General features: G+C 59.7%; 18 protein-coding genes and 1 riboswitch. Of the genes, 9 read left to right on the top strand and 9 right to left on the bottom strand.

Features of this window, described 5'->3' with window-relative positions; genetic code table 11:
- The first annotated feature begins 53 nt into the window (after nucleotides 1-53).
- From AC07RZ_RS13085 to AC07RZ_RS13075, 3 genes are read left to right on the top strand one after another with little or no spacing between them, the layout of a single operon-like run.
- Complete coding sequence (locus tag AC07RZ_RS13085) at nucleotides 54-2177, top strand: glycosyl transferase family protein (RefSeq protein ID WP_494668218.1); 2124 nt, start codon at nucleotides 54-56, stop codon at nucleotides 2175-2177.
- The gene (locus AC07RZ_RS13080; RefSeq protein WP_494668217.1) at nucleotides 2174-4399 is read left to right on the top strand and encodes a bacteriophage N4 adsorption protein A; all 2226 of its coding nucleotides are present in this window, start codon (nucleotides 2174-2176) and stop codon (nucleotides 4397-4399) included. Before AC07RZ_RS13085 ends, AC07RZ_RS13080 begins: the two co-directional genes overlap by 4 nt.
- Before the next feature lie 46 nt (nucleotides 4400-4445).
- Nucleotides 4446-5366 (top strand): alpha-amylase family protein, encoded by a 921-nt coding sequence (locus AC07RZ_RS13075; RefSeq protein ID WP_494668368.1) that lies wholly within the window; start codon nucleotides 4446-4448, stop codon nucleotides 5364-5366.
- 184 nt (nucleotides 5367-5550) lie between these two features.
- Here AC07RZ_RS13075 and AC07RZ_RS13070 read toward each other — a convergent pair whose 3' ends face one another.
- The 4 genes from AC07RZ_RS13070 to AC07RZ_RS13055 form a co-directional block, all read right to left on the bottom strand.
- Nucleotides 5551-6468 carry a hypothetical protein gene (locus AC07RZ_RS13070; RefSeq protein ID WP_494668216.1) on the bottom strand — a complete coding sequence of 306 codons (918 nt, stop codon included), beginning with the start codon at nucleotides 6466-6468 and terminating at the stop codon, nucleotides 5551-5553.
- Nucleotides 6469-6949: 481 nt separating this feature from the next.
- Nucleotides 6950-7231, bottom strand: a complete 282-nt coding sequence (locus AC07RZ_RS13065; protein WP_494668215.1) for a hypothetical protein — start codon at nucleotides 7229-7231, stop codon at nucleotides 6950-6952.
- 278 nt (nucleotides 7232-7509) lie between these two features.
- The gene (locus AC07RZ_RS13060) at nucleotides 7510-7755 is read right to left on the bottom strand and encodes a hypothetical protein (protein ID WP_494668214.1); all 246 of its coding nucleotides are present in this window, start codon (nucleotides 7753-7755) and stop codon (nucleotides 7510-7512) included.
- 23 nt (nucleotides 7756-7778) lie between these two features.
- A complete protein-coding gene (locus tag AC07RZ_RS13055) occupies nucleotides 7779-8096 on the bottom strand; it encodes a hypothetical protein (RefSeq protein ID WP_494668213.1) in 318 nt (105 codons plus the stop codon).
- A 194-nt stretch (nucleotides 8097-8290) separates the two neighbouring features.
- Nucleotides 8291-8463, top strand: a riboswitch (yybP-ykoY riboswitch).
- Between the two features lie 130 nt (nucleotides 8464-8593).
- Between AC07RZ_RS13055 and AC07RZ_RS13050 the strand changes: the two genes are divergently transcribed.
- Nucleotides 8594-9598 (top strand): sodium:calcium antiporter, encoded by a 1005-nt coding sequence (locus AC07RZ_RS13050; protein ID WP_494668212.1) that lies wholly within the window; start codon nucleotides 8594-8596, stop codon nucleotides 9596-9598.
- Nucleotides 9599-9701: 103 nt separating this feature from the next.
- Nucleotides 9702-10022, top strand: a complete 321-nt coding sequence (gene sugE, locus AC07RZ_RS13045) for a quaternary ammonium compound efflux SMR transporter SugE (RefSeq protein WP_494668211.1) — start codon at nucleotides 9702-9704, stop codon at nucleotides 10020-10022.
- A gap of 5 nt (nucleotides 10023-10027) precedes the next feature.
- On the opposite strand, the gene AC07RZ_RS13040 is transcribed toward sugE, so the two are convergent.
- Together AC07RZ_RS13040 and AC07RZ_RS13035 are read right to left on the bottom strand one after the other, a co-directional pair.
- On the bottom strand, nucleotides 10028-10348 hold the full coding sequence (locus AC07RZ_RS13040; RefSeq protein WP_061541128.1) for a ribbon-helix-helix domain-containing protein: 321 nt from the start codon (nucleotides 10346-10348) through the stop codon (nucleotides 10028-10030).
- A 66-nt stretch (nucleotides 10349-10414) separates the two neighbouring features.
- A complete protein-coding gene (locus tag AC07RZ_RS13035; RefSeq protein ID WP_494668210.1) occupies nucleotides 10415-10996 on the bottom strand; it encodes a DJ-1/PfpI family protein in 582 nt (193 codons plus the stop codon).
- Between the two features lie 229 nt (nucleotides 10997-11225).
- Here AC07RZ_RS13035 and folE point away from each other — a divergent pair, with 229 nt between their 5' ends.
- On the top strand, nucleotides 11226-11846 hold the full coding sequence (gene folE / locus AC07RZ_RS13030; RefSeq protein ID WP_092400472.1) for a GTP cyclohydrolase I FolE: 621 nt from the start codon (nucleotides 11226-11228) through the stop codon (nucleotides 11844-11846).
- 50 nt (nucleotides 11847-11896) lie between these two features.
- On the opposite strand, the gene AC07RZ_RS13025 is transcribed toward folE, so the two are convergent.
- Nucleotides 11897-13141, bottom strand: a complete 1245-nt coding sequence (locus AC07RZ_RS13025; RefSeq protein ID WP_494668209.1) for an MFS transporter — start codon at nucleotides 13139-13141, stop codon at nucleotides 11897-11899.
- A gap of 105 nt (nucleotides 13142-13246) precedes the next feature.
- Nucleotides 13247-14155: a LysR family transcriptional regulator gene (locus tag AC07RZ_RS13020; RefSeq protein ID WP_144739118.1), complete on the bottom strand. Its 909-nt coding sequence runs from the start codon at nucleotides 14153-14155 to the stop codon at nucleotides 13247-13249.
- Nucleotides 14156-14269: 114 nt separating this feature from the next.
- Between AC07RZ_RS13020 and AC07RZ_RS13015 the strand changes: the two genes are divergently transcribed.
- Both AC07RZ_RS13015 and AC07RZ_RS13010 read left to right on the top strand, forming a co-directional pair.
- Entirely contained in the window at nucleotides 14270-15154 is an 885-nt protein-coding gene (locus AC07RZ_RS13015; protein WP_494668208.1) for an MBL fold metallo-hydrolase, read from the top strand.
- A complete protein-coding gene (locus AC07RZ_RS13010) occupies nucleotides 15148-15864 on the top strand; it encodes a DsbA family protein (protein ID WP_494668207.1) in 717 nt (238 codons plus the stop codon). The genes AC07RZ_RS13015 and AC07RZ_RS13010 overlap by 7 nt, the downstream gene beginning before the upstream one ends.
- Before the next feature lie 4 nt (nucleotides 15865-15868).
- On the opposite strand, the gene AC07RZ_RS13005 is transcribed toward AC07RZ_RS13010, so the two are convergent.
- Nucleotides 15869-16819: a helix-turn-helix transcriptional regulator gene (locus tag AC07RZ_RS13005; RefSeq protein ID WP_494668206.1), complete on the bottom strand. Its 951-nt coding sequence runs from the start codon at nucleotides 16817-16819 to the stop codon at nucleotides 15869-15871.
- A 122-nt stretch (nucleotides 16820-16941) separates the two neighbouring features.
- Between AC07RZ_RS13005 and AC07RZ_RS13000 the strand changes: the two genes are divergently transcribed.
- Nucleotides 16942-17640, top strand: coding sequence for a glutathione S-transferase family protein (locus tag AC07RZ_RS13000; RefSeq protein WP_494668205.1), 699 nt, complete (start codon nucleotides 16942-16944; stop codon nucleotides 17638-17640).
- Nucleotides 17641-17768 lie beyond the last annotated feature (128 nt).

The raw sequence follows: 17768 nt of genomic DNA, 5'->3' as shown, positions 1-17768 counted from the left end.
CCTGGGATTTCGTTCGATTGTAAAGTCTTCTTGCATTGATTTTTCCGGGCATCATGACAACCTACTGGCTACATTTCCTTGCCGATTACTATGCGCTGCTGGAACTTACCACCTGCGTTGTCGCGGTATTGTTTCTGGTGTCGGCGGCTGACGACCTGTTTGTCGATGCCTGGTACTGGATCCGCCAGGCTTACCGTCAGCTGACCAGAACGCGCACCTATCGGCCGGTCACGGAACAGCAACTGGAGCAACACGCCGAGCAGCCGCTTGCGATCATGGTGCCGGCGTGGCTAGAGTATGACGTGATCGCCCAAATGATCGAAAACATGGTGACGGTTCTCAACTACCGCAACTATGTGATTTTCGTTGGAACCTATGTCAACGATGCGCACACCATTGCAGAGGTGGAGCGGATGCGTCGTCGCTACAAGCAATTGCATCGGGTCGAAGTGCCCCATGCGGGTCCTACCTGCAAGGCGGATTGCCTGAATTGGATCATCAACGCGATTTTCCTGCATGAGAAGAAGCGCGGTTATCAATTTGCCGGCGTCATTCTTCACGATAGCGAAGATGTGCTGCATTCTCTCGAACTCAAATTCTTCAATTACCTGCTGCCGCGCAAGGACATGATCCAGCTTCCTGTGATGTCGCTCGAACGCAAATGGTCCGAATTGGTGGCGGGAACCTATATGGATGAGTTCGCGGAGTCCCATGCCAAGGACATCGTTGTCAGGGAAAGCATCAGCGGCATGGTGCCTTCGGCGGGCGTCGGGACCTGTTTTTCTCGGCGCGCCCTGCAGGCGCTGGCCAGCGACAATCAAAACCAGCCTTTCAACACGGACACCCTGACTGAAGACTATGACATTGGCGCACGTCTGGCGAGCATCGGGATGACATCCATATTTGCCCGTTTCCCCGTCCATTTTTCGGTCAATCGCAAAACATGGTTCGGTTTCGGAAAAGAGCGCCAGGTCACGCTCAAGATGCCGCTATGCGTGCGCGAGTATTTTCCCGACCACTTCAAGACGGCCTACCGGCAAAAAACGCGATGGGTATTGGGCATCAGCCTGCAAGGATGGGCGCAGATCGGCTGGAGCGGCTCGCTTGCAAACAAATACCTGTTGTTTCGGGACCGCAAGGGCATCGTCACCGCCCTCGTCAGCGTTCCTGCCTATCTGCTGCTGTTGCAATTCATGCCGTTCTGGATCGCCGACCATTTCGGATTCTGGAAACTCGCCTCCGGGTCGGTGCTGCAATCGCAAACATGGCTCCACTACGTGCTTTACGCCAACCTGGCCGCACTGGCGTTGCGCGCCTCCCAACGCGCCTATTTCGTCAGTCGCTTGTACGGGCCCGTACATGGATTGCTTTCCGCGCCGCGCATGGTGGTTGCCAATTTTATTAACTTCGTGGCAGTGGCTCGGGCCTGGAAATTGTTCCTGGCGCACCTGCTGTTCGGGAAGCGCCTGGCATGGGACAAGACCATGCACGACTTCCCCTCCGACGACCGTCTCATGCGCACGCGCCAACGCCTCGGTGAACTGCTGGTTTCCTGGCAGGCAATCACCGAGGAGGACATGAAAAAGGGGTTGCAGGAACATGCGGAGATGCACCTTCCCCTTGGGCACATATTAGTGGCCCGCGGTTATATCGACGAAGAAACCCTGGCGGAAGCAATCGCCTTCCAGTCCGACCTGTCGCGCGCCGAAATCAGGATCGCGGCCTCCTTGCCCGCCCCGGTATCGCTTGATATGTGTGTACGGTTGGGCGCGATGCCGATCGGGCAGGACGCCAATGGCAAGCCGATTGTCGCAGTCGGCAAGCCACTTGCCGAAGATGCGCTCAGGGAGCTTGCCTCAGCCTTTGGCACGCAGCCCGTGCAGCATATTGCGCGGGACAGCGAAATAGTCTCCGGATTGCGCCTGGCCATGGCAGAAATGAATGCAAAATCCATCAAAAGAGAATTTAAAGGTGCGTCGCTTCTTGGCGAACTGCTGATCCATAATGGAAAAATCACGCGGGAAACGCTGGAGCAGGCGATGCAGCACTATATCTCTCCGCAGCATGGACGCATTGGCGACTATCTCGTCGGTCGCGGGCTGGTGTCGCGCGAGGTTATCGAAGAAACTGTGCAGCAGCAAATGGCTCTGCTCAGATTAGCATTGGGAGTGGCATGAGAAAATACTCGGTTTCGCTGCATTTCCTGGGCAGCAGTCTTGCTGCCGTCACCTTGCTTGTAGCCACCGGCGCCGGCGCCGCAGAGCGGCCGCTTAGCGGCCAGGCATATCGAGTTGCCGATGAAGCCTACAAGGCTTTTGCGCAAGGAGATTATGATGTCGCGGCGGCAAAGGCGCGCGAGGCGGTCCGCTTGCGGCCGGATGTCGCGCGTCTGCGCGACCTCCTGCAAAAGGCTGAGCTGGCGCGTCGCACGATGCAGGCGCAGCTTGCCTTCAACGCTTCCGCGGCTTCTTATCAGGCCCTGGAGCGCCGTGACTTCGCGCAGGCGGTAGAGCTGGCGCGCAAGGCGGTGGATTATCTGCCCGCCGTGCCGGCATTTCACATCGCCCTGATCAATGCGCTGGTCGCGGCCGGGGAGCTTGAGCAAGCGGAGCAAGCTGCCTCCGACATGATCAAGCCAGACACGTCATCGAGCGAAGCGCTGCTGCTGCGCGGTGCAATACGCCAGCAACGCGGTGCTGTCGAATCTGCGCAAACAGACTTCGATCAAGCGCTGTCGAAGGCCGGCCCCGCTGCGCAGCGAGGCATCCGGCTGGTGGCTGCCGACGCCGCGTTGGCCAATGGCGATCCACAGCGGGCGCTGCGCCTGCTCGAACCTCTGCAGGGCAGGGAGGACAAGGAAGCGGCAGCGCGGCGTGCGCTGGCGACAATCATGCGCGGCCGGTCCGGCACAAGCCACGCCGCCCTGGCGTTCAGCTTCCCGCTTGTCAGCTGCACGTCCGGACCTGACTTGGTCTCGGCATGCGACATCAATCCCGGTGCAACGTCTGCGGATCCGGGATTCCTGCTTGCCGACCAGGCATATCGCGCGTTCGCCGACAAGAACTACGCTCTAGCGAGCAGCAAGGCCGGCGAAGCGGCCCAATTGTCTCCTCGCGACCTTAGCTATCGCCGCTTGCAGGTGCAAGCGCTGAGCGCGCAGGGAGCGCTGGCCGAGGCAGAACAGGCTGCAAATGCTGCCTTGGCGGACTTCGGAAACGATGCCGACATGCTGCTGGCGCGCGCCGATATACGAAAACGCCGCGGAAATCCGGATGCTGCCCAGGCTGATTATGCTGCCGTGCTGAGCGCGCCGGACAAAACCACCAGGACCGAGATCGCGGCACTGATCGGGCTTGGCCGGAAAGAAGACGCGCGCGCGCGCCTGGCAACGGCGGCCAGCTCTCCAGAGAAAGGATCCGAACTTGAGTTAGCCTATCTCGCCCTCCAGGCGGGAGATAACCAGGATGCGCTCGAGCTGTTCAACCGTGCCGAGGCGCAGGGCACGCTCACCGATGCCGCCCGCCACGATGCAGCCTACACCGCCGCGCGCCAGGGTCGCAATGAGCAGGCGATCGGGTACCTCAACCGGACCGTCGACGCGGCGCAGGCAGGCCGTCTTACGCTGGATGCGCAGCAGGTCTACGATGTGCGACGCGAAGCCGCTGATCTGGAGCGCCGCTGGGGGATGCGGGCAACACTGAGCGATAGAGGCGTTGCCGCGGCCGGCATCGGGGTGCCGCGTGGCGGCACGATCGACGGCAAGGACATCGCCGCGGAAGTATACTGGCGCCCGTTTGGATTGCAGAATGGGGCGCTGGTGGAGATCTATGGCCGGGTCAATGAAACATTAAGCGGTGGATCGGGGGTCCCGACCGGATCTGCCACCGCCCAGGCTGCGCTTGGCGCACGCGTGAAACCGTTCAGCGAGGTCAACGCCATACTGGCGCTCGAGCGCCTGGTGCCATTGGGGGACGCTACCAGCGGCGACTGGCTTGCCCGGGCTGGCTTCTCTTCGGATGCCGGACTGGATTTGCACGCGGAGCAAACCAGCTGGCTGAGCACGCATGTGTATGCTGAAGCTGGGCATTACTTCCAGCATCCGCAAAGTTATGCCACCCTTGAGGGGCAATTGGGGCGTAGTTATCGGCTTGGCGAAAGCGGATCGACCCTGGTCCTGTTTCCGCACCTCGTGATGGGGGCGGACTATGATTCCGGCCTCATTGAGCACGACAAAAAAGCAATCGGAGGCGGCATCGGAACCAATATGCGTTACTGGTTCCGGCAGGATTACTATAACGCGCCGCGCTCCTATTTCGACCTGTCGCTGCAGTACCGCTGGCGCATTGCCGGCGACAAGCGGGCCGAAGGCTGGTTCATCCGGCTCAGCGCCTCGTATTGAGCAAGCGATGCGCCGGCGCCCCTGATCAAGGAAGCGAACCATGAAGATGCACCTCGCCATTTGCAATGTGAAGTCGAGGGTGAATTTGCGCAGGTTCAATCGGCGCCGCATATTAGGCATGCTTGTGGTGGCAACGCTCTGCGGTTGCCAGCAGGACCCGCTGCAAGCCAGGTTCAAGCAATCTCCGCCGACGCGGGTGCGAGGAATCGTGTGGCAGCTCGATGACCAGACGCTGCATCCAATGGGAAACTGGGAAAAGCTAGGTGCGCATGAGCTGCTCATCCAATGGACCGCCGTGGATGGCGTCAACTACCTGCCAGGCGCCGAGGGCCGCGCTGCTGCGAGATTTCCTGATTGGCAACGGATTGCAGCGGAACCTTGGGCGAACAAAGTGATTGTCGGATTGGCAGGCAGGTTCGACGAAACGGCGGCTCGCGCAAATGTTGCCGCGCTCATTGAAGAGTCGCGCAAGCTTGCCGCGTTGCCGACGCCGCTGCATGTGGCGGGTTGGTTCTTTCCGCTGGAGGTCGATTCGAGCTGGTCCGATGCAGCTCGCCTTGGCCCGCTGCTGGCGGCTTTGCCGCGGCCACTGTGGATCAGCGTGTATGACAGCGCCAATGTCGGCGCCGATACGTTGTCGCAATGGCTTGCTTCCTGGCTGCCCCCAGACGTCGGCATTTTCTTTCAGGATGGCGTCGGCATCCACGCGCGCGAGGCAAGCGTGGCCCGGCATTATGCAGACGTGCTGGCTGCTCGTTTTGGAAAACAGCGGGTACGTATCATCGCCGAAGCGTTTCGACCCCGCCAGGGAGGAGGATTCCGCCCGGCCACAGCCGCAGAACTCAAGCCGCAACTTGCCGTCTATGACGGTTTTTCCGTTTACTTGTTCGATGGCCCGCATTACCTGAATCGCGACCTGGTGAATGAGCTGGCCGGTCCTGAAAATGCTGCAGAAAATGGGGGCTGAGGCTCAGTCGAATGCCGCTAGGGGCATTCGACTGAGCCTCAGCCCCTTGCCGCAGATGCTATGAAGGACTACCCAAGTCAGTGCCCTCAACCAGGAATGGAAGTTGTGGAAGCCATTATTGGTCAGGAGCGCTGAAACGAACGCGCCTGAGATAGTCCTTCAAGGCAGCAAGAGCGGATTGTTCTTAACTGCCCGACAATACGTTATTGAATGTCGACCACAGCGGTTGTGTGGACGGCACCAAGTCTTCTTTGCCATACCACCAGAAATAGCCGCCGATATAGTTTTTCACAGGTGGTTTCAAGGTGTAGTAGCGCGTCAGGTAGGCTGCCTTGTTGGTGGTGGTGGTGCCGGTTTCGCCAAACCCGACCTTGGAGTTCGGGAACATGGCCGACAGCTTCGTGAACACGGCATTCCAATCAGGAACCAGGCCGTTGCAGTCCTCTTCGTAGTAGCTGACCAGCACGTAGTCAAGCCCGGTTTTCATGCGCGCCGGAATATTCGCATTCGCCCAGGTGAACATCTCGTTCGCTGGATTGGACCAGCAGTCCTGGTTGTAGTACAGCGTCAGAGCGGCAGTCTTGCCTTGCCCTTTGGCCAGATCGTAAGCACCGGTCATCTTGGCGACCACATCGGCGTTTTTGCCTAGCCACTCACCATTGATTTCGTTACCGATTTCCCAGATGTTCACCACGTCGCCAAGGGCTGCCATGTATTCGCTTGTGCGGTTCAGGTATTGCTGGACCGTGTATTGATCCATCGCCGACGAGTCAAGGATCTCACCCATCACATAACTGACTTTGTTGATCGCTACAGCCGCGTTGCGGTAGCCGGATGCAGGCTGCCATTCGTCGAACACAATGCGAGTGGTCGGCTTTTTCGACAGTTGGGACAGGGCGGCGGTGGTGGCAGTCAATCCCGATATGTCGTCAATGGTTATGCCGTACATTTGCTGGTTGGCGTAACTGACTGCAGTAGTAGTGGTAGTCGTTGTCGTCGGCGCTGGCGCCGGGGTCCGCGATCTCCATGCGTTCGCCTCGCCATGTAAAACCATACCGAGCATGGCGCCTAAAATGATGGTGACAGATTTCAATTTATACATTACAATTCCATAAGATTGAGAAATAATTCGTTATTTACAACCTTTAGTCGCCGTGTCCAATGCGAGCCCCTTTCCACATTGGGGCATCGGATACGCCGAATTCAGGTCAGCGTGAACCATCGCTGCTTGATTCATGTCCGAACGAGCAGCATCATTCGACCAAGAAACGGCTGGTATCTTGGCGAAGAAGAAAAATCTTGAAAAACGTCTTGCACTGCTGCGGGTGATAAAACGGAATTCATTGCCTGGCCTGGTCGACCTTGCAGCTGGTCGATCGATTGGCATAGTTATCCCCCTGCCTGATGTGCAGACGCATACAACTCTGGCGTGCATGCGAGCCCAGGTCCGTCCCCCAAAATATATGCCCGCGAAAACAGGGGCGCGCTAGCGCCACCGAACAAGCTCGTGGCGACAGCCACAGTCTATGGACGGCATGGGTATCAAGGCTGCACAGCGCAAACGCCTGGGATTATTTCATTCGTTACCTCCTTCCTTCAGTTGTGGTGCTCAGATTGATTGACGGCTCAGCTGCCTTCAGTGAAATTGCATCGTTTACCAATGCAAAATAGCCCGCCAATTCCCTGAGATCCTCATGGAACAGTAGGCTGGCGCTGCCGAGATGGTCTCCGCAGAGATCTTTGGCTTGAGGGTGAAGAAGCGCGGCTAGGTCAGAAGCGAGGGAAGAAAATCCAGCTATTCGGCGCACCTCGGCCACGGCTGCAGTTCGAGTTTGCGCTGTGAAGCGAACATCCCAGCGCGTCATGCCACAAACTGCTTTACGGTTGAATGTGTAAGCGAGTGCAGGGGAGGTGTTCCAACCGCCGGCCACTTAGCGTTCTTCCCTGTATTCGTAGATCGAACAACAGTGACGCTTGCCGCGTGACAAGAGCTTGCATTTCCCATAATCCTCTTGACAGCTTGCGAAAATCGGCCTTGGGAACAATAGGGGGCTTCATATTGTTTTTCCATGGGCGAAGTATACCTAACACTACCGTCTCAGGAATTTATTCTAGCTATCGTTCAGAACGGATTAATCAATGTTTAGCGACGAATATTGTCAAAATTTACCGGGAGATGCCAGAAAATACATGCGGATACGTGATATTTTTCTAAACTTGACAGAAAATTTGAATGCAGAATTTCCTCTTTCATGCCGGTCGCCGTCGCCACTTGATGAAGGTTTTTTTTAGAAGCAGAGGCGGCTATGACTGCTTTGGCAGAATGAAGAAGGGAATTGACAATGACGTCATTTTCGCGCTGGTTACCGCATGCTTGGATCCCGTTCACTCGCAAATCCAGCGTAATTGACTTCAAACATCCTTTGATTTGAGGTGATGGCCGCCCATACGAAATTTATCTCTGTGATCTCCCATCAAGGCGCGCAATTCTTTGATCTTGAGGTCGCTGATTTCTTGCATCTGGATCAGAAGCGACGCGCCGACTGGCAAACGATGATGGCGAAGCTTGCTGATGACTGGTGGTGCGACTTCGAGCGCGCGTGCCAGGGCCGCATCGTTTTTCAAATGTAATTTCTCAATCAAAGAATCAAGCAGGTGATTTGGATCATAGGTTTCCTGCTCGTTGACCTGGTTCTTGCCTGGATCGGCGGAGGCGGAGGTGGTGTTCATGTCAAGTGACTCCTTATGTTGTACTAAACATTACAATCATTAACACAGAGACAATGTCCAATATAGCAAAATTGTTTTCAATTTCATATATCAGTATTGTTATGATTTGCTAAATCGATATAATTTGTTTCTTAATGGAAAGTAAATTGTGGAAATAATTTTTTTAAAGTGGCTATAAAAGCCATATAATGCAACCTCCTTAGGGGAGTAGCCGCCTTCGTCTTTCGAAGAGCGCATGTCAACATACTTGGCGCTGTACCTGATTTACGCCATGGCATGCGCGACCGCACGGTTTGGCAAGACCTATGGTGCTTCCCTTTACCCGGCCGGGCGAAGGCGTTGCGCCATTCGTCAGTGCCCGGCCCTCAGGATGTCCACATGCTTATTCACCGCCAATGGCAGCGCCAGGATGCTGCCGCAGCCAGTTCCGCCAAACCGCTTCTCCCCTCATTTTTCCTTTTGCCGGCATCCATGGTTTATCCGACGGGGGCACGCTCATGACGCTCAGTTTCGCTCTGCTGCTCGGTTCGGCCGTAGTGATCTATCTTTCCTGTGAATATTTCGTCAACAGCATCGAATGGGTCGGACGCCGGCTCGGCATCGCGCAAAGCGCGGTAGGCACGGTACTGGCGGCGTTCGGCACGGCCTTGCCGGAAAGCGTGGTGACATTTGTCGCCGTGGTGTTCGGGCGCGATGCGGCGCACCGGGAAATCGGCGTCGGCGCGGCGCTGGGCGGGCCGCTGGTGCTGGCGACCATTGCTTATGCGGTGGTGGGCCTGATGTTCATCCTGAACCGCAAAAAAATCGGCGGCATGCTGCTGTCGGCCAGCGCTGCGCAGCGGCTGAGCCGGGACCAGGCCTGGTTCATCGGGATCTTCGTGGTCAAGGTCGGCCTGGGGCTGGTGGCGTTTGCGATCAAGCCTTGGCTCGGTGTGTTTTTCCTGCTGGCCTACGGCGCATATATCTGGGGCGAGATGCGCAAGGAAGAAGACGCCGATGCCGAGATAAACGACCTGGAACCCTTGAAATTCCGGCCGCACGATGCCCAGCCGGGCATCGGCTGGGCCTTGCTGCAGACCCTGGTGGCGCTGGTGGTGATTTTCCTCAGTTCGCAGCTGTTCGTGCATCAGCTGGGCGATATCGCGCCATGGCTGGGCATCTCGCCGCAACTGGCTGCGCTGCTGCTGAGCCCGGTCGCGACCGAGTTGCCGGAAATCCTGAATGCGGTGATCTGGGTCAGGCAGGGCAAGCAGAACCTGGCCTTGAGCAATATCAGCGGCGCCATGATGATCCAGGCGACTATCCCGACCGCGCTGGTGCTGATCTTTACGCCGTGGATGCTGGGCCCGGCGCTGGTGTGGGCGGCGGCGGTGACGATGATGTCGATGTTCGGCCTCTACGTGCTGCTGCGCAAAGGCATGCTGAGCGGCGGCCGGCTGGCGGTGTTCGGTTTGCTGTACCTGGTATTTGCCGCCGGCCTGGGGTGGATCGGCGTGCACTGAGCTGAAGCAAAACGCCCTATAATGTTGTTGTTTTCATCTCGGCGCCGGGACGACCCGGCGCCGTATCTTTATCCGGGGACGACCCCATCTTCCTGGAGGCCGCATGGCCTGGATCATTCTCTTTCTCGCCGGCCTGGCCGAAATCGTCTGGGCTGTCGGCCTCAAATATTCCGAAGGGTTCAGCCGCCTGTGGCCGTCCGTGATCACGGTGGCCGGCATGGCTGTCAGCATCTGGCTGCTGGCGTTGGCGATGCGCACCTTGCCGCTCGGTACCGCGTATGCGGTATGGACCGGCATCGGCGCGGTCGGCTCCTTCATCGCCGGCATCGTGCTGCTGGGTGAAGCGGCGAGCCTGGCGCGCGTCGCCAGCGTCAGCCTGATCGTGCTGGGCTTGATCGGACTGAAACTGTCGACCGCGGGCTGATCTTTTCAGGCGGCGGCGTTGATCTTGGTGGCGGCGCTGACCGCTTTCGATTCGAATCCGGCATGCGCTCTCAAGGCTTGGTAGCGCAGGCAGGTAACGCGCAGGAAAGAGGCGAAATTGCTGGCCTCTCCCAGGTGCGTAGTGACTTCGTCGTGCAGTTTGGCGATCAGCTGGTTGGTGGTCAAATCGTTATCCGCCGCCAGTTCCGCCAGGGTCTGCCAGAACAGGTTTTCCAGCTTGATGGTGGTGATGACGCCCATGATGCGCACCGAACGGGCGCGCGATTCGTACAGGATGGGATCGGCCTGGGCATAAATCTGACACATCGGATACCTCGTTTCTTGAACAGTCGCGGTGAGCGGCCCGCCGTGCGGCCGGCCGCATCACATCCATCATAACTCGATGCGGGTTCCCAATGCGGCCAGGAACAGCGCCAGCCAGGCCGGATGGGCCGGCCATGCCGGCGCGGTCACCAGGTTGCCGTCGCGGTGGGCGGCGGTGATGTCGATTTCCGCATATTTGCCGCCCGCCAGCTTGACTTCCGGGGCGCAGGCCGGATAGGCGGAACAGGTTTTTCCTTCCAGCACGCCGGCTGCCGCCAGCAGTTGCGGGCCGTGGCAGACTGCAGCGATCGGCTTGCCGGCGGCATGGAACTGCTGGACGATTTCGATCACGCGCGGATTCAGCCGCAGGTATTCGGGCGCGCGGCCGCCCGGGATCAGCAATGCATCGTAACGGCTGACATCGACGTCGCTGAAGGTAGCGTTCAGGGTAAAGTTGTGGCCGGGTTTTTCGCTATAGGTCTGGTCGCCTTCGAAATCGTGGATGGCGGTGCGGACCTGGGCGCCGGCGGCTTTGTCCGGGCACACCACGTCGACCTGGTGGCCGACCATCTGCAGCGCCTGGAACGGCACCATCAATTCATAATCTTCGACATAATCGCCGGCCAGGATCAGGATTTTCTTTGCGCTCATGATAGGTCCTTCAGTGAAGTGGGAGCAGGGAAGGTCAAGTATGGAACAGCCGGGATGCGGCAGGTAATAGCTGGCTATTACCTGCCCAGGTTTCGATGCTGCGTTGCGCAATACGCCCGCCTTTGAGGAATGCGCTGCAGTAATGCGATAGCTGAATTACACTGTCGGCATCAGCCGCGGCGCAGCGCTGCACGACGGCGAGTAAAATTTTTCAGAAAAAGGTAAACAGATGGCTTCAAAAGATCCAGTGCCGGCGGCTAGCGCCTTGTCAGAACGTCCAAGCCGCGCCGAGGCGGAATCGGCGATCCGCACCCTGTTGCGCTGGGCCGGCGACGATCCTGACCGCGAAGGTTTGCTGGACACGCCGGCGCGCGTGGCGCGGGCATATGAAGAATTTTTTGCCGGCTACAGCAAGGATCCGGTGGAAATCCTGTCGACCACGTTTTCAGAAGTCGAAGGCTACGACGAGATGGTGGTGCTGACCAACATCCGTTTCGAGAGCCATTGCGAGCACCACATGGCGCCCATCATCGGCAAGGCGCACGTGGCTTACCTGCCGGACCGGCGCGTAGTCGGCATCTCGAAGCTGGCGCGGCTGGTCGACATCTTCGCCAAGCGCCTGCAGATCCAGGAAAAAATGACGGTGCAGATTGCCGACACCTTGCAGCAAGTGCTGCTGCCGAAAGGTGTTGCGGTGGTGATCGAAGCATCGCATGAATGCATGACCACGCGCGGCATCCATAAACCGGGCACCAGCCTGGTGACCAGCCGCATGCTCGGCGCGTTCCGCGACGATCCGTCGACGCGGCGCGAATTCATGAGCATCATCAGCCAGAAACACGGCGAATAACAACTGCATTGCCGCTCCCGGCCCGGCGCCGGCCGGAACGGGAGCATCCATCAGATAAGCGGTCCATCCTCTTTCTCTTCATGCCCGGTAACCCGGGCCAGCATGGCGCGCGCCACCACGCTGCGCGACAGGTGCCAGTACAGCGCAATCACGGCCAGCGAGAACAGCGCAAAACCCATCATGCCCGCGTGCTGGTAAAACACCTTGTACAGCTCGATGCCGACGCCATACAAGGTCATGTTGATCATGCCCATGGTGGCAGCCACGGTAGCCTTCGAAACTGTGCTTTCTGTCAGCGTGAAGCGGATCATCACCGCCGCCGACAGGCCTTCGCCGAAAGCAATCACGCTGATCGCCGCCACCAGGAAATAGGGCTTGTCGAGGAAGGCCGCGCCGAACAGCATGATCAGCACGCCCAGGGCGATCGGATACAGCGCGATCCTGGTCGAGCTGCCCAGGCGCCAGCGGTCGACCTGGCGCGCCAGCACCAGGTTGCCGGCGATCAGGCAGCCGAACACCGGGATCTGCCAGTAACCGTATTCGATCACGCTCAGGTGGCCGTCGGCTACCAGGATTTCCGGCGACATGGCGATCCAGCCGATCAGCGGAATCGCCAGCAAAGGCATGCACATAGCGGCCTTCAGGAAATGGCGGTTGCCCACCACCGCGCGGTAGTCGTGCCAGATCTGCACCAGCGGCAGTCTCTCTTTGCGCTGCTTGACGGTTTCCGGCATGTGCCGCGCCAGGCCGACCAGGGAAACGGTGGCGATGGCGGCGATGAATACGAACACCATGCGCCACGGCAGGATTTCAATCATGAAAGCACCCGCCACCGGACCGATCAGCGGCGCAATCAAGGCGACATTGGCCATCAGCGCCGTGACGCGTATCGCGGCTTTTTCTTCAAACGCTTCCTGCACCACGGCATAGCCGACCGAGGAAATGAAACACAGGCCCACGCCTTGCAGCACGCGCAAGACGATGAAGCTCTCGATGCTTTGCGAGAACAGCGTCGCCAGGCAGGACAGGATGAAGAACACGGTGCCGCCCAGCATCACAGGGCGCCGCCCGATGCGGTCGGAGAGCGGCCCGAACAGCCATTGGAACACGGCGCCGCCGACCAGGAACGCGGTCATGGCGGACGCCATCCAGGCCGCGCTGGCGCCGAATTCGCGGGTCACCGTCAGCATGCCCGGCTGGATCATGTCGTTGGCGATGTAGACCGAAAACTCGAACAGCACCAGAGCCAGCGGAAACATCAGGGTATTACGGGTAAGCGTCGAGATTTTTTGCATTTTTTTTACTAGGTGAAGCTGTGGCGGCCGGAAGCATTGGCTAACGCGCGGGCAGTGGCTGCCCTACGGGTGTCACGGACGGATTTGCTTGATTCTTTGCTTGATTTAAATGACTGGTGTTGCCCAGTCTGGGTCTGCGCTGAATTCCTCGACCAGGAAATCGAGCATGGCGCGCAGGATGGCAGGCATTTGGCGGCGCGAAGCGTAGACGCCGTAAATGCTCATTTCGCGCGGTTGGTATTCTCCGAGCAGCGCGCGTAGTTTACCACTACGCAGCAATCCCGTGGCCGCATACACCGGTTGCAGGCTGATGCCGGCGCCGGCGACGGCCGCTTCCAGCAATACCGACGATTCATTGGCGCTCATGTTGCCGCCCACCGGCACCGCCACCGGCGCGCCGTCTTTCTCGAATTCCCACAGGCTCTTGCCGAAGTAAGAGTAGGTCAGGCAATTGTGCAGGGCCAGGTCTTCCGCGCTGTCGGGCGTGCCGTGTTCCTGCAGGTAGGCTGGAGAGGCGCACACCACCGAGCGGCACACCGCCAGCTTGCGCGCGATCAGGTTGGGATCGAGTGCGTTGGTGATGCGGATCGCCAGGTCCACCCGTTCTTCGACCAGGTTGACTGCGCGGTCGACCAGCAGCATGTCGACCGCGGTGCCGGGATAGCGTTTCAAGAAACGCGCCAGCAGCGGCGCCAGGTAGGCCTGTCCCAGCGACATGCTGCAAGTCAGGCGCAGCGTGCCGCGCGGAGTATTTTCGGGATTGGCGGCGGAGGCCTGGATGCCGCCGGCCATGTCCAGCAGCTGGCGGCAGCGCGGCAGGGTGTCGCTGCCGGCCGAGGTCAGGCTCAGCTTGCGCGTGGTGCGATGGAACAGGCGGGCGCCCACCCATGTTTCGAGTTCGGCCAGGTAACGCGACACCATGGCGCGCGACATGTCGAGTTTGTCGGCGGCAGCGGTCAGGCTGCCCCGGTCCGCGACTTCGACGAATACCTGCATTGCGACCAGTCTGTCCATGGCGTGTTATCTATTAGATCGATTTGTGCAACTAACTAGGCACCATTATGCGGTTTTTTGACTCATTTCAGTCAACTATGATGATGGTTCTTTCTCATCACCCCTGGAGATTCCATGTTGAAACGCAAATTTTTCCGTTCGCTGCTGGCTGCCGCTGCCGGCCTGACGATCGCCGGCTCGGCTGCGGCGGCGCCGCAACCTTTGCAGCTGGAGGTCTACAATCCCGGCGCCAACGGCATGTTCCCGGTGTCTTCCGAGCTGGTTGCCGGCAGCACCGAGGCCATCGTGATCGATGCCCAGTTTGACCGCGCCAATGCCGGCCAGCTGCTGAAAAAGATCCAGGACAGCGGCAAGAAGCTGACCACGATCTACATCAGCCACGGCGATCCCGACTACTACTTCGGCCTGGAAGTGCTGAAGGAAGCTTATCCGGACGCCAAGGTGCTGGCGCCGGCGCCGGTGATCGCCCACATCAAGGCCACCATGCAGGACAAGCTGGCATTCTGGGGCCCCAAGCTGGGCGCCAACGCGCCCAGGCAGCTGATCGTGCCGGAACCGCTGGAAGGCAGCACGCTGACCCTGGAAGGCCGCAAGCTGGAAGTGATCGGCCTGGACGGCGCCAGCCCGGACCGCAGCTTCGTCTGGATTCCTTCATTGAAAGCGGTGGTTGGCGGCGTGCTGGTGGCCGGCAACGAACATGTCTGGACCGCAGACACCCAGACCCTGGCTTCGCGCCGGCAATGGATCAAGATGCTGGACAAGATTGCGGCCCTGCATCCGAAGGTGGTGGTGCCCGGGCATTTCAGCGCCGGTGCGCCGCAAAATATCGAATCGGTGCGCTTCACCAAGAACTACCTGAAGACCTATGAAGCGGAAACCGCCAAAGCCAAGGATTCGGCGGCGTTGATCGAGGCGATGAAGAAGCATTATCCGAACCTGGAAGGCGTATCGTCGCTGGAACTGGGCGCCAAGGTCAGCAAAGGTGAAATGAAATGGTAACCGGCCACGATTGCGGCGACAGCAGCTGTGCGCTGCCCGCCGCCGCGGAAAGCAAGGACGCAGCGGCGCCGGCGGCGGCGCAGGGTACGGTGCTGCATTACATCTACGATCCGCTGTGCGGCTGGTGCTACGGCGCAGCGCCTTTGCTGCAGGCTGCCCGCGAGATCGAAGGCCTGCACATCGTGCTGCACGGCGGCGGCATGATGACCGGCAGCAACCGCAGGCAGGTCAGTCCGCAATTGCGCAACTATGTGATGCAGCACGACCAGCGGATCGCGGCAATGACCGGCCAGCCGTTCGGCGACGATTACTTCAACGGCCTGCTGCTGGACACCACGGCGATCTTTGATTCTGCGCCGCCGATTACCGCGATCCTGGCGGCCGAAGCGGTTGCCGGGCAGGGATTGGCCATGCTGGCGCAGATACAGGCGGCGCACTATGTGCGCGGCTTGCGGGTTGCCGATGCCGCAGTGTTGCATGCGCTGGCAATGGAGGCGGGCCTTGATCCGGCACTGTTCGACAGCAAGTTCGCCGAGCTCGGCGGCGCTGCCACGCAAACCCATATCGCCGCCAGCCGCAGCTTGCTGGCGCGTGTCGGCGGCCAAGGCTTTCCTACCTTCGCACTGCAGCGTGGAACGCAAATCGAAGTGCTCGACGCCGGCCGTTTCTTTGGCCAGGCGCAAGCCTGGAAAGCTGCATTAAGCGCTTAGCATGTCAGCCGGCCCGGGTGTGCAGGAGTTGCTGGCCGTGGGCGTGTACCGCGGCCAGCAGCTCCCGCGGTTCGCGCACTTCAAAGGAAAACGGCAAGCGCGCCAGCTGGCGCGCGAACCACGGGATGCTGTCGGTGCTGGTGCGCAGCAGTACGCTGTCTTGCCACGGCTCCAGCAAGCCGACGCTGCGTCCCAGCTCGGCTGCCGCGGTCTGCAGGTCGGTGTGCAGCAAGACTTCGACCGCGTGGGCGCGCGGCATGGTGGCGATGCTGTGTGTCAGGTAGGCGGCACTATCGAAATCCGCCGGCCGTTTGAAACGCTCCGCGGTCAGTTCGACCTGCTGCATGCGGTCGAGCCGGAACGAGCGCAGCTGCCGGCGCAGCTGGCACATGCCGCTGGCATACCAGGCGCCGCCGCGGAACACCAGTCCGTAGGGATCGAACGTGCGTGTGCTGGCTTCTCCCAGCCTTGACTGATACGCGAAGCGCACGCTGCAGCGGGCTTCTGCGCCTGAAGCAATCGCTGCCAGCGTTTCCTGGCTGGCGCCGGGAGCGGCAGCTGCCTTATCGATAGTGGCTGTTTCACTGAGGGCGCGCACGCGCTGCTTGAGCTGCGCCGGCAGCACACGTTCGAGCTTGGCCTGCGCACTGGCCACTGCCGAAACGGTTGCGGCCATGCCCATGCTTTCCGCCGCGATTAGGCCTAGCGACATCGCCAGCGCCTCGTCGTTGGTGAGCATCATGGGCGGCAGCTTGAAACCGGCCACCAGCGAATAGCCGCCGTGGCGCCCCAGTTCCGACGTGACCGGAATCCCCAGTTCCTCCAGCCCGGCGATGTAGCGCCTGAGCGTGCGGCCGTCTACTTCCAGCCGGCGCGCCAGTTCGACGCCGGAGATGCGGTCATGGGTTTGCAGCAGTTCCAGGACTGCGAGCATGCGGATGGCTGGTTTTGACATATTTTTTCAGGGGAGCGGGTAAATGCGGACGGATTATGACCGCCTTTGATTTTATCTTCTTCCCCATGCCGCTGCAGTCGTGCAGCAGCATCCGCTGAAACCTGTCAAAGCAAAGGAAGAACATGGAACCCATACTGTTTTATGGCGTACCGCAAGGCTGTTCGCTGGGCAGCATCGTCGCCCTTGAATGGCTGGGCGAGCCGTACCGGCTGTCTCGCATAGAAATGCTGGAACACCCGTGGCCGGCCGCGTTCGCACGCATCAATCCGTTGAACCTGACACCTGCCTACCTGACCGCCGAGCGCAACATCGTCAACGAAAGTTCAGCCATCCTGCTGCACCTGGCGGCGCGCCGCAACAACCTGCTGGGTTATGCGCAAGGCACGCCGGAATACGATCGCCTCAACCGGATGCTGGCCTATCTCAACACGGATTTTTTCTCAGCCTTCAGGCCGCTCTGGATCGCCTGCGAAATGGCGGCCAACCCGCCGGTGCAAGAGATGTTGCGCAATCTCGGAAATCCACGGGTGCAGCAGGCATGCGCCTATCTCGACGGCCTGCTGGCGGAGCGGGAATGGATTGACGGCGGCAGCAAGCGTACCGTGGCCGACGCGTATTTCGCGGCGATTGCGCGCTGGGCGGAATATCACAAGGTGCTGGATGTGCGGCAGCATCCGCACCTGTCGCGCCATCTGCAAAAACTGCGGACCGATCCGGCCGTGATTTTTGCGGATGCGATCGAACGGCAGATCGAAGCAAAAAGCGGCGGCCGGTTCCGCGGCCATGTGACGCTGGATGACGTTGAGCCGATGCTCGCATAGGCAGGCGGCGGCTGGCCGAAAAAAAGCCTGCGCTTGCGCGTAATGCCGTTCAGTTAGGAGGCGCGAATTTCCACCGTTGCGTCTCGGCGACCTCGTCTCGACGACCCGGTCTAGGCGACCCCGTCTCG

Source organism: Collimonas sp. GW821-FHT07E08, assembly GCF_059418905.1.
Note: the sequence above shows the minus strand (reverse complement) of the source record. Positions and strands in the feature narration are given on the sequence as shown.

What these genes read in the sequence shown, in the direction of transcription:
- AC07RZ_RS13085 (WP_494668218.1), top strand. Translation starts at nt 54, where the DNA reads ATGACAACCTACTGGCTACATTTCCTTGCCGATTACTATGCGCTGCTG.
- AC07RZ_RS13080 (WP_494668217.1), top strand. Translation starts at nt 2,174, where the DNA reads ATGAGAAAATACTCGGTTTCGCTGCATTTCCTGGGCAGCAGTCTTGCT.
- AC07RZ_RS13075 (WP_494668368.1), top strand. Translation starts at nt 4,446, where the DNA reads ATGCACCTCGCCATTTGCAATGTGAAGTCGAGGGTGAATTTGCGCAGG.
- AC07RZ_RS13070 (WP_494668216.1), bottom strand. Translation starts at nt 6,468, where the DNA reads ATGTATAAATTGAAATCTGTCACCATCATTTTAGGCGCCATGCTCGGT.
- AC07RZ_RS13065 (WP_494668215.1), bottom strand. Translation starts at nt 7,231, where the DNA reads ATGACGCGCTGGGATGTTCGCTTCACAGCGCAAACTCGAACTGCAGCC.
- AC07RZ_RS13055 (WP_494668213.1), bottom strand. Translation starts at nt 8,096, where the DNA reads ATGAACACCACCTCCGCCTCCGCCGATCCAGGCAAGAACCAGGTCAAC.
- AC07RZ_RS13050 (WP_494668212.1), top strand. Translation starts at nt 8,594, where the DNA reads ATGACGCTCAGTTTCGCTCTGCTGCTCGGTTCGGCCGTAGTGATCTAT.
- sugE (WP_494668211.1), top strand. Translation starts at nt 9,702, where the DNA reads ATGGCCTGGATCATTCTCTTTCTCGCCGGCCTGGCCGAAATCGTCTGG.
- AC07RZ_RS13040 (WP_061541128.1), bottom strand. Translation starts at nt 10,348, where the DNA reads ATGTGTCAGATTTATGCCCAGGCCGATCCCATCCTGTACGAATCGCGC.
- AC07RZ_RS13035 (WP_494668210.1), bottom strand. Translation starts at nt 10,996, where the DNA reads ATGAGCGCAAAGAAAATCCTGATCCTGGCCGGCGATTATGTCGAAGAT.
- folE (WP_092400472.1), top strand. Translation starts at nt 11,226, where the DNA reads ATGGCTTCAAAAGATCCAGTGCCGGCGGCTAGCGCCTTGTCAGAACGT.
- AC07RZ_RS13025 (WP_494668209.1), bottom strand. Translation starts at nt 13,141, where the DNA reads ATGCAAAAAATCTCGACGCTTACCCGTAATACCCTGATGTTTCCGCTG.
- AC07RZ_RS13020 (WP_144739118.1), bottom strand. Translation starts at nt 14,155, where the DNA reads ATGGACAGACTGGTCGCAATGCAGGTATTCGTCGAAGTCGCGGACCGG.
- AC07RZ_RS13015 (WP_494668208.1), top strand. Translation starts at nt 14,270, where the DNA reads ATGTTGAAACGCAAATTTTTCCGTTCGCTGCTGGCTGCCGCTGCCGGC.
- AC07RZ_RS13010 (WP_494668207.1), top strand. Translation starts at nt 15,148, where the DNA reads ATGGTAACCGGCCACGATTGCGGCGACAGCAGCTGTGCGCTGCCCGCC.
- AC07RZ_RS13005 (WP_494668206.1), bottom strand. Translation starts at nt 16,819, where the DNA reads ATGTCAAAACCAGCCATCCGCATGCTCGCAGTCCTGGAACTGCTGCAA.
- AC07RZ_RS13000 (WP_494668205.1), top strand. Translation starts at nt 16,942, where the DNA reads ATGGAACCCATACTGTTTTATGGCGTACCGCAAGGCTGTTCGCTGGGC.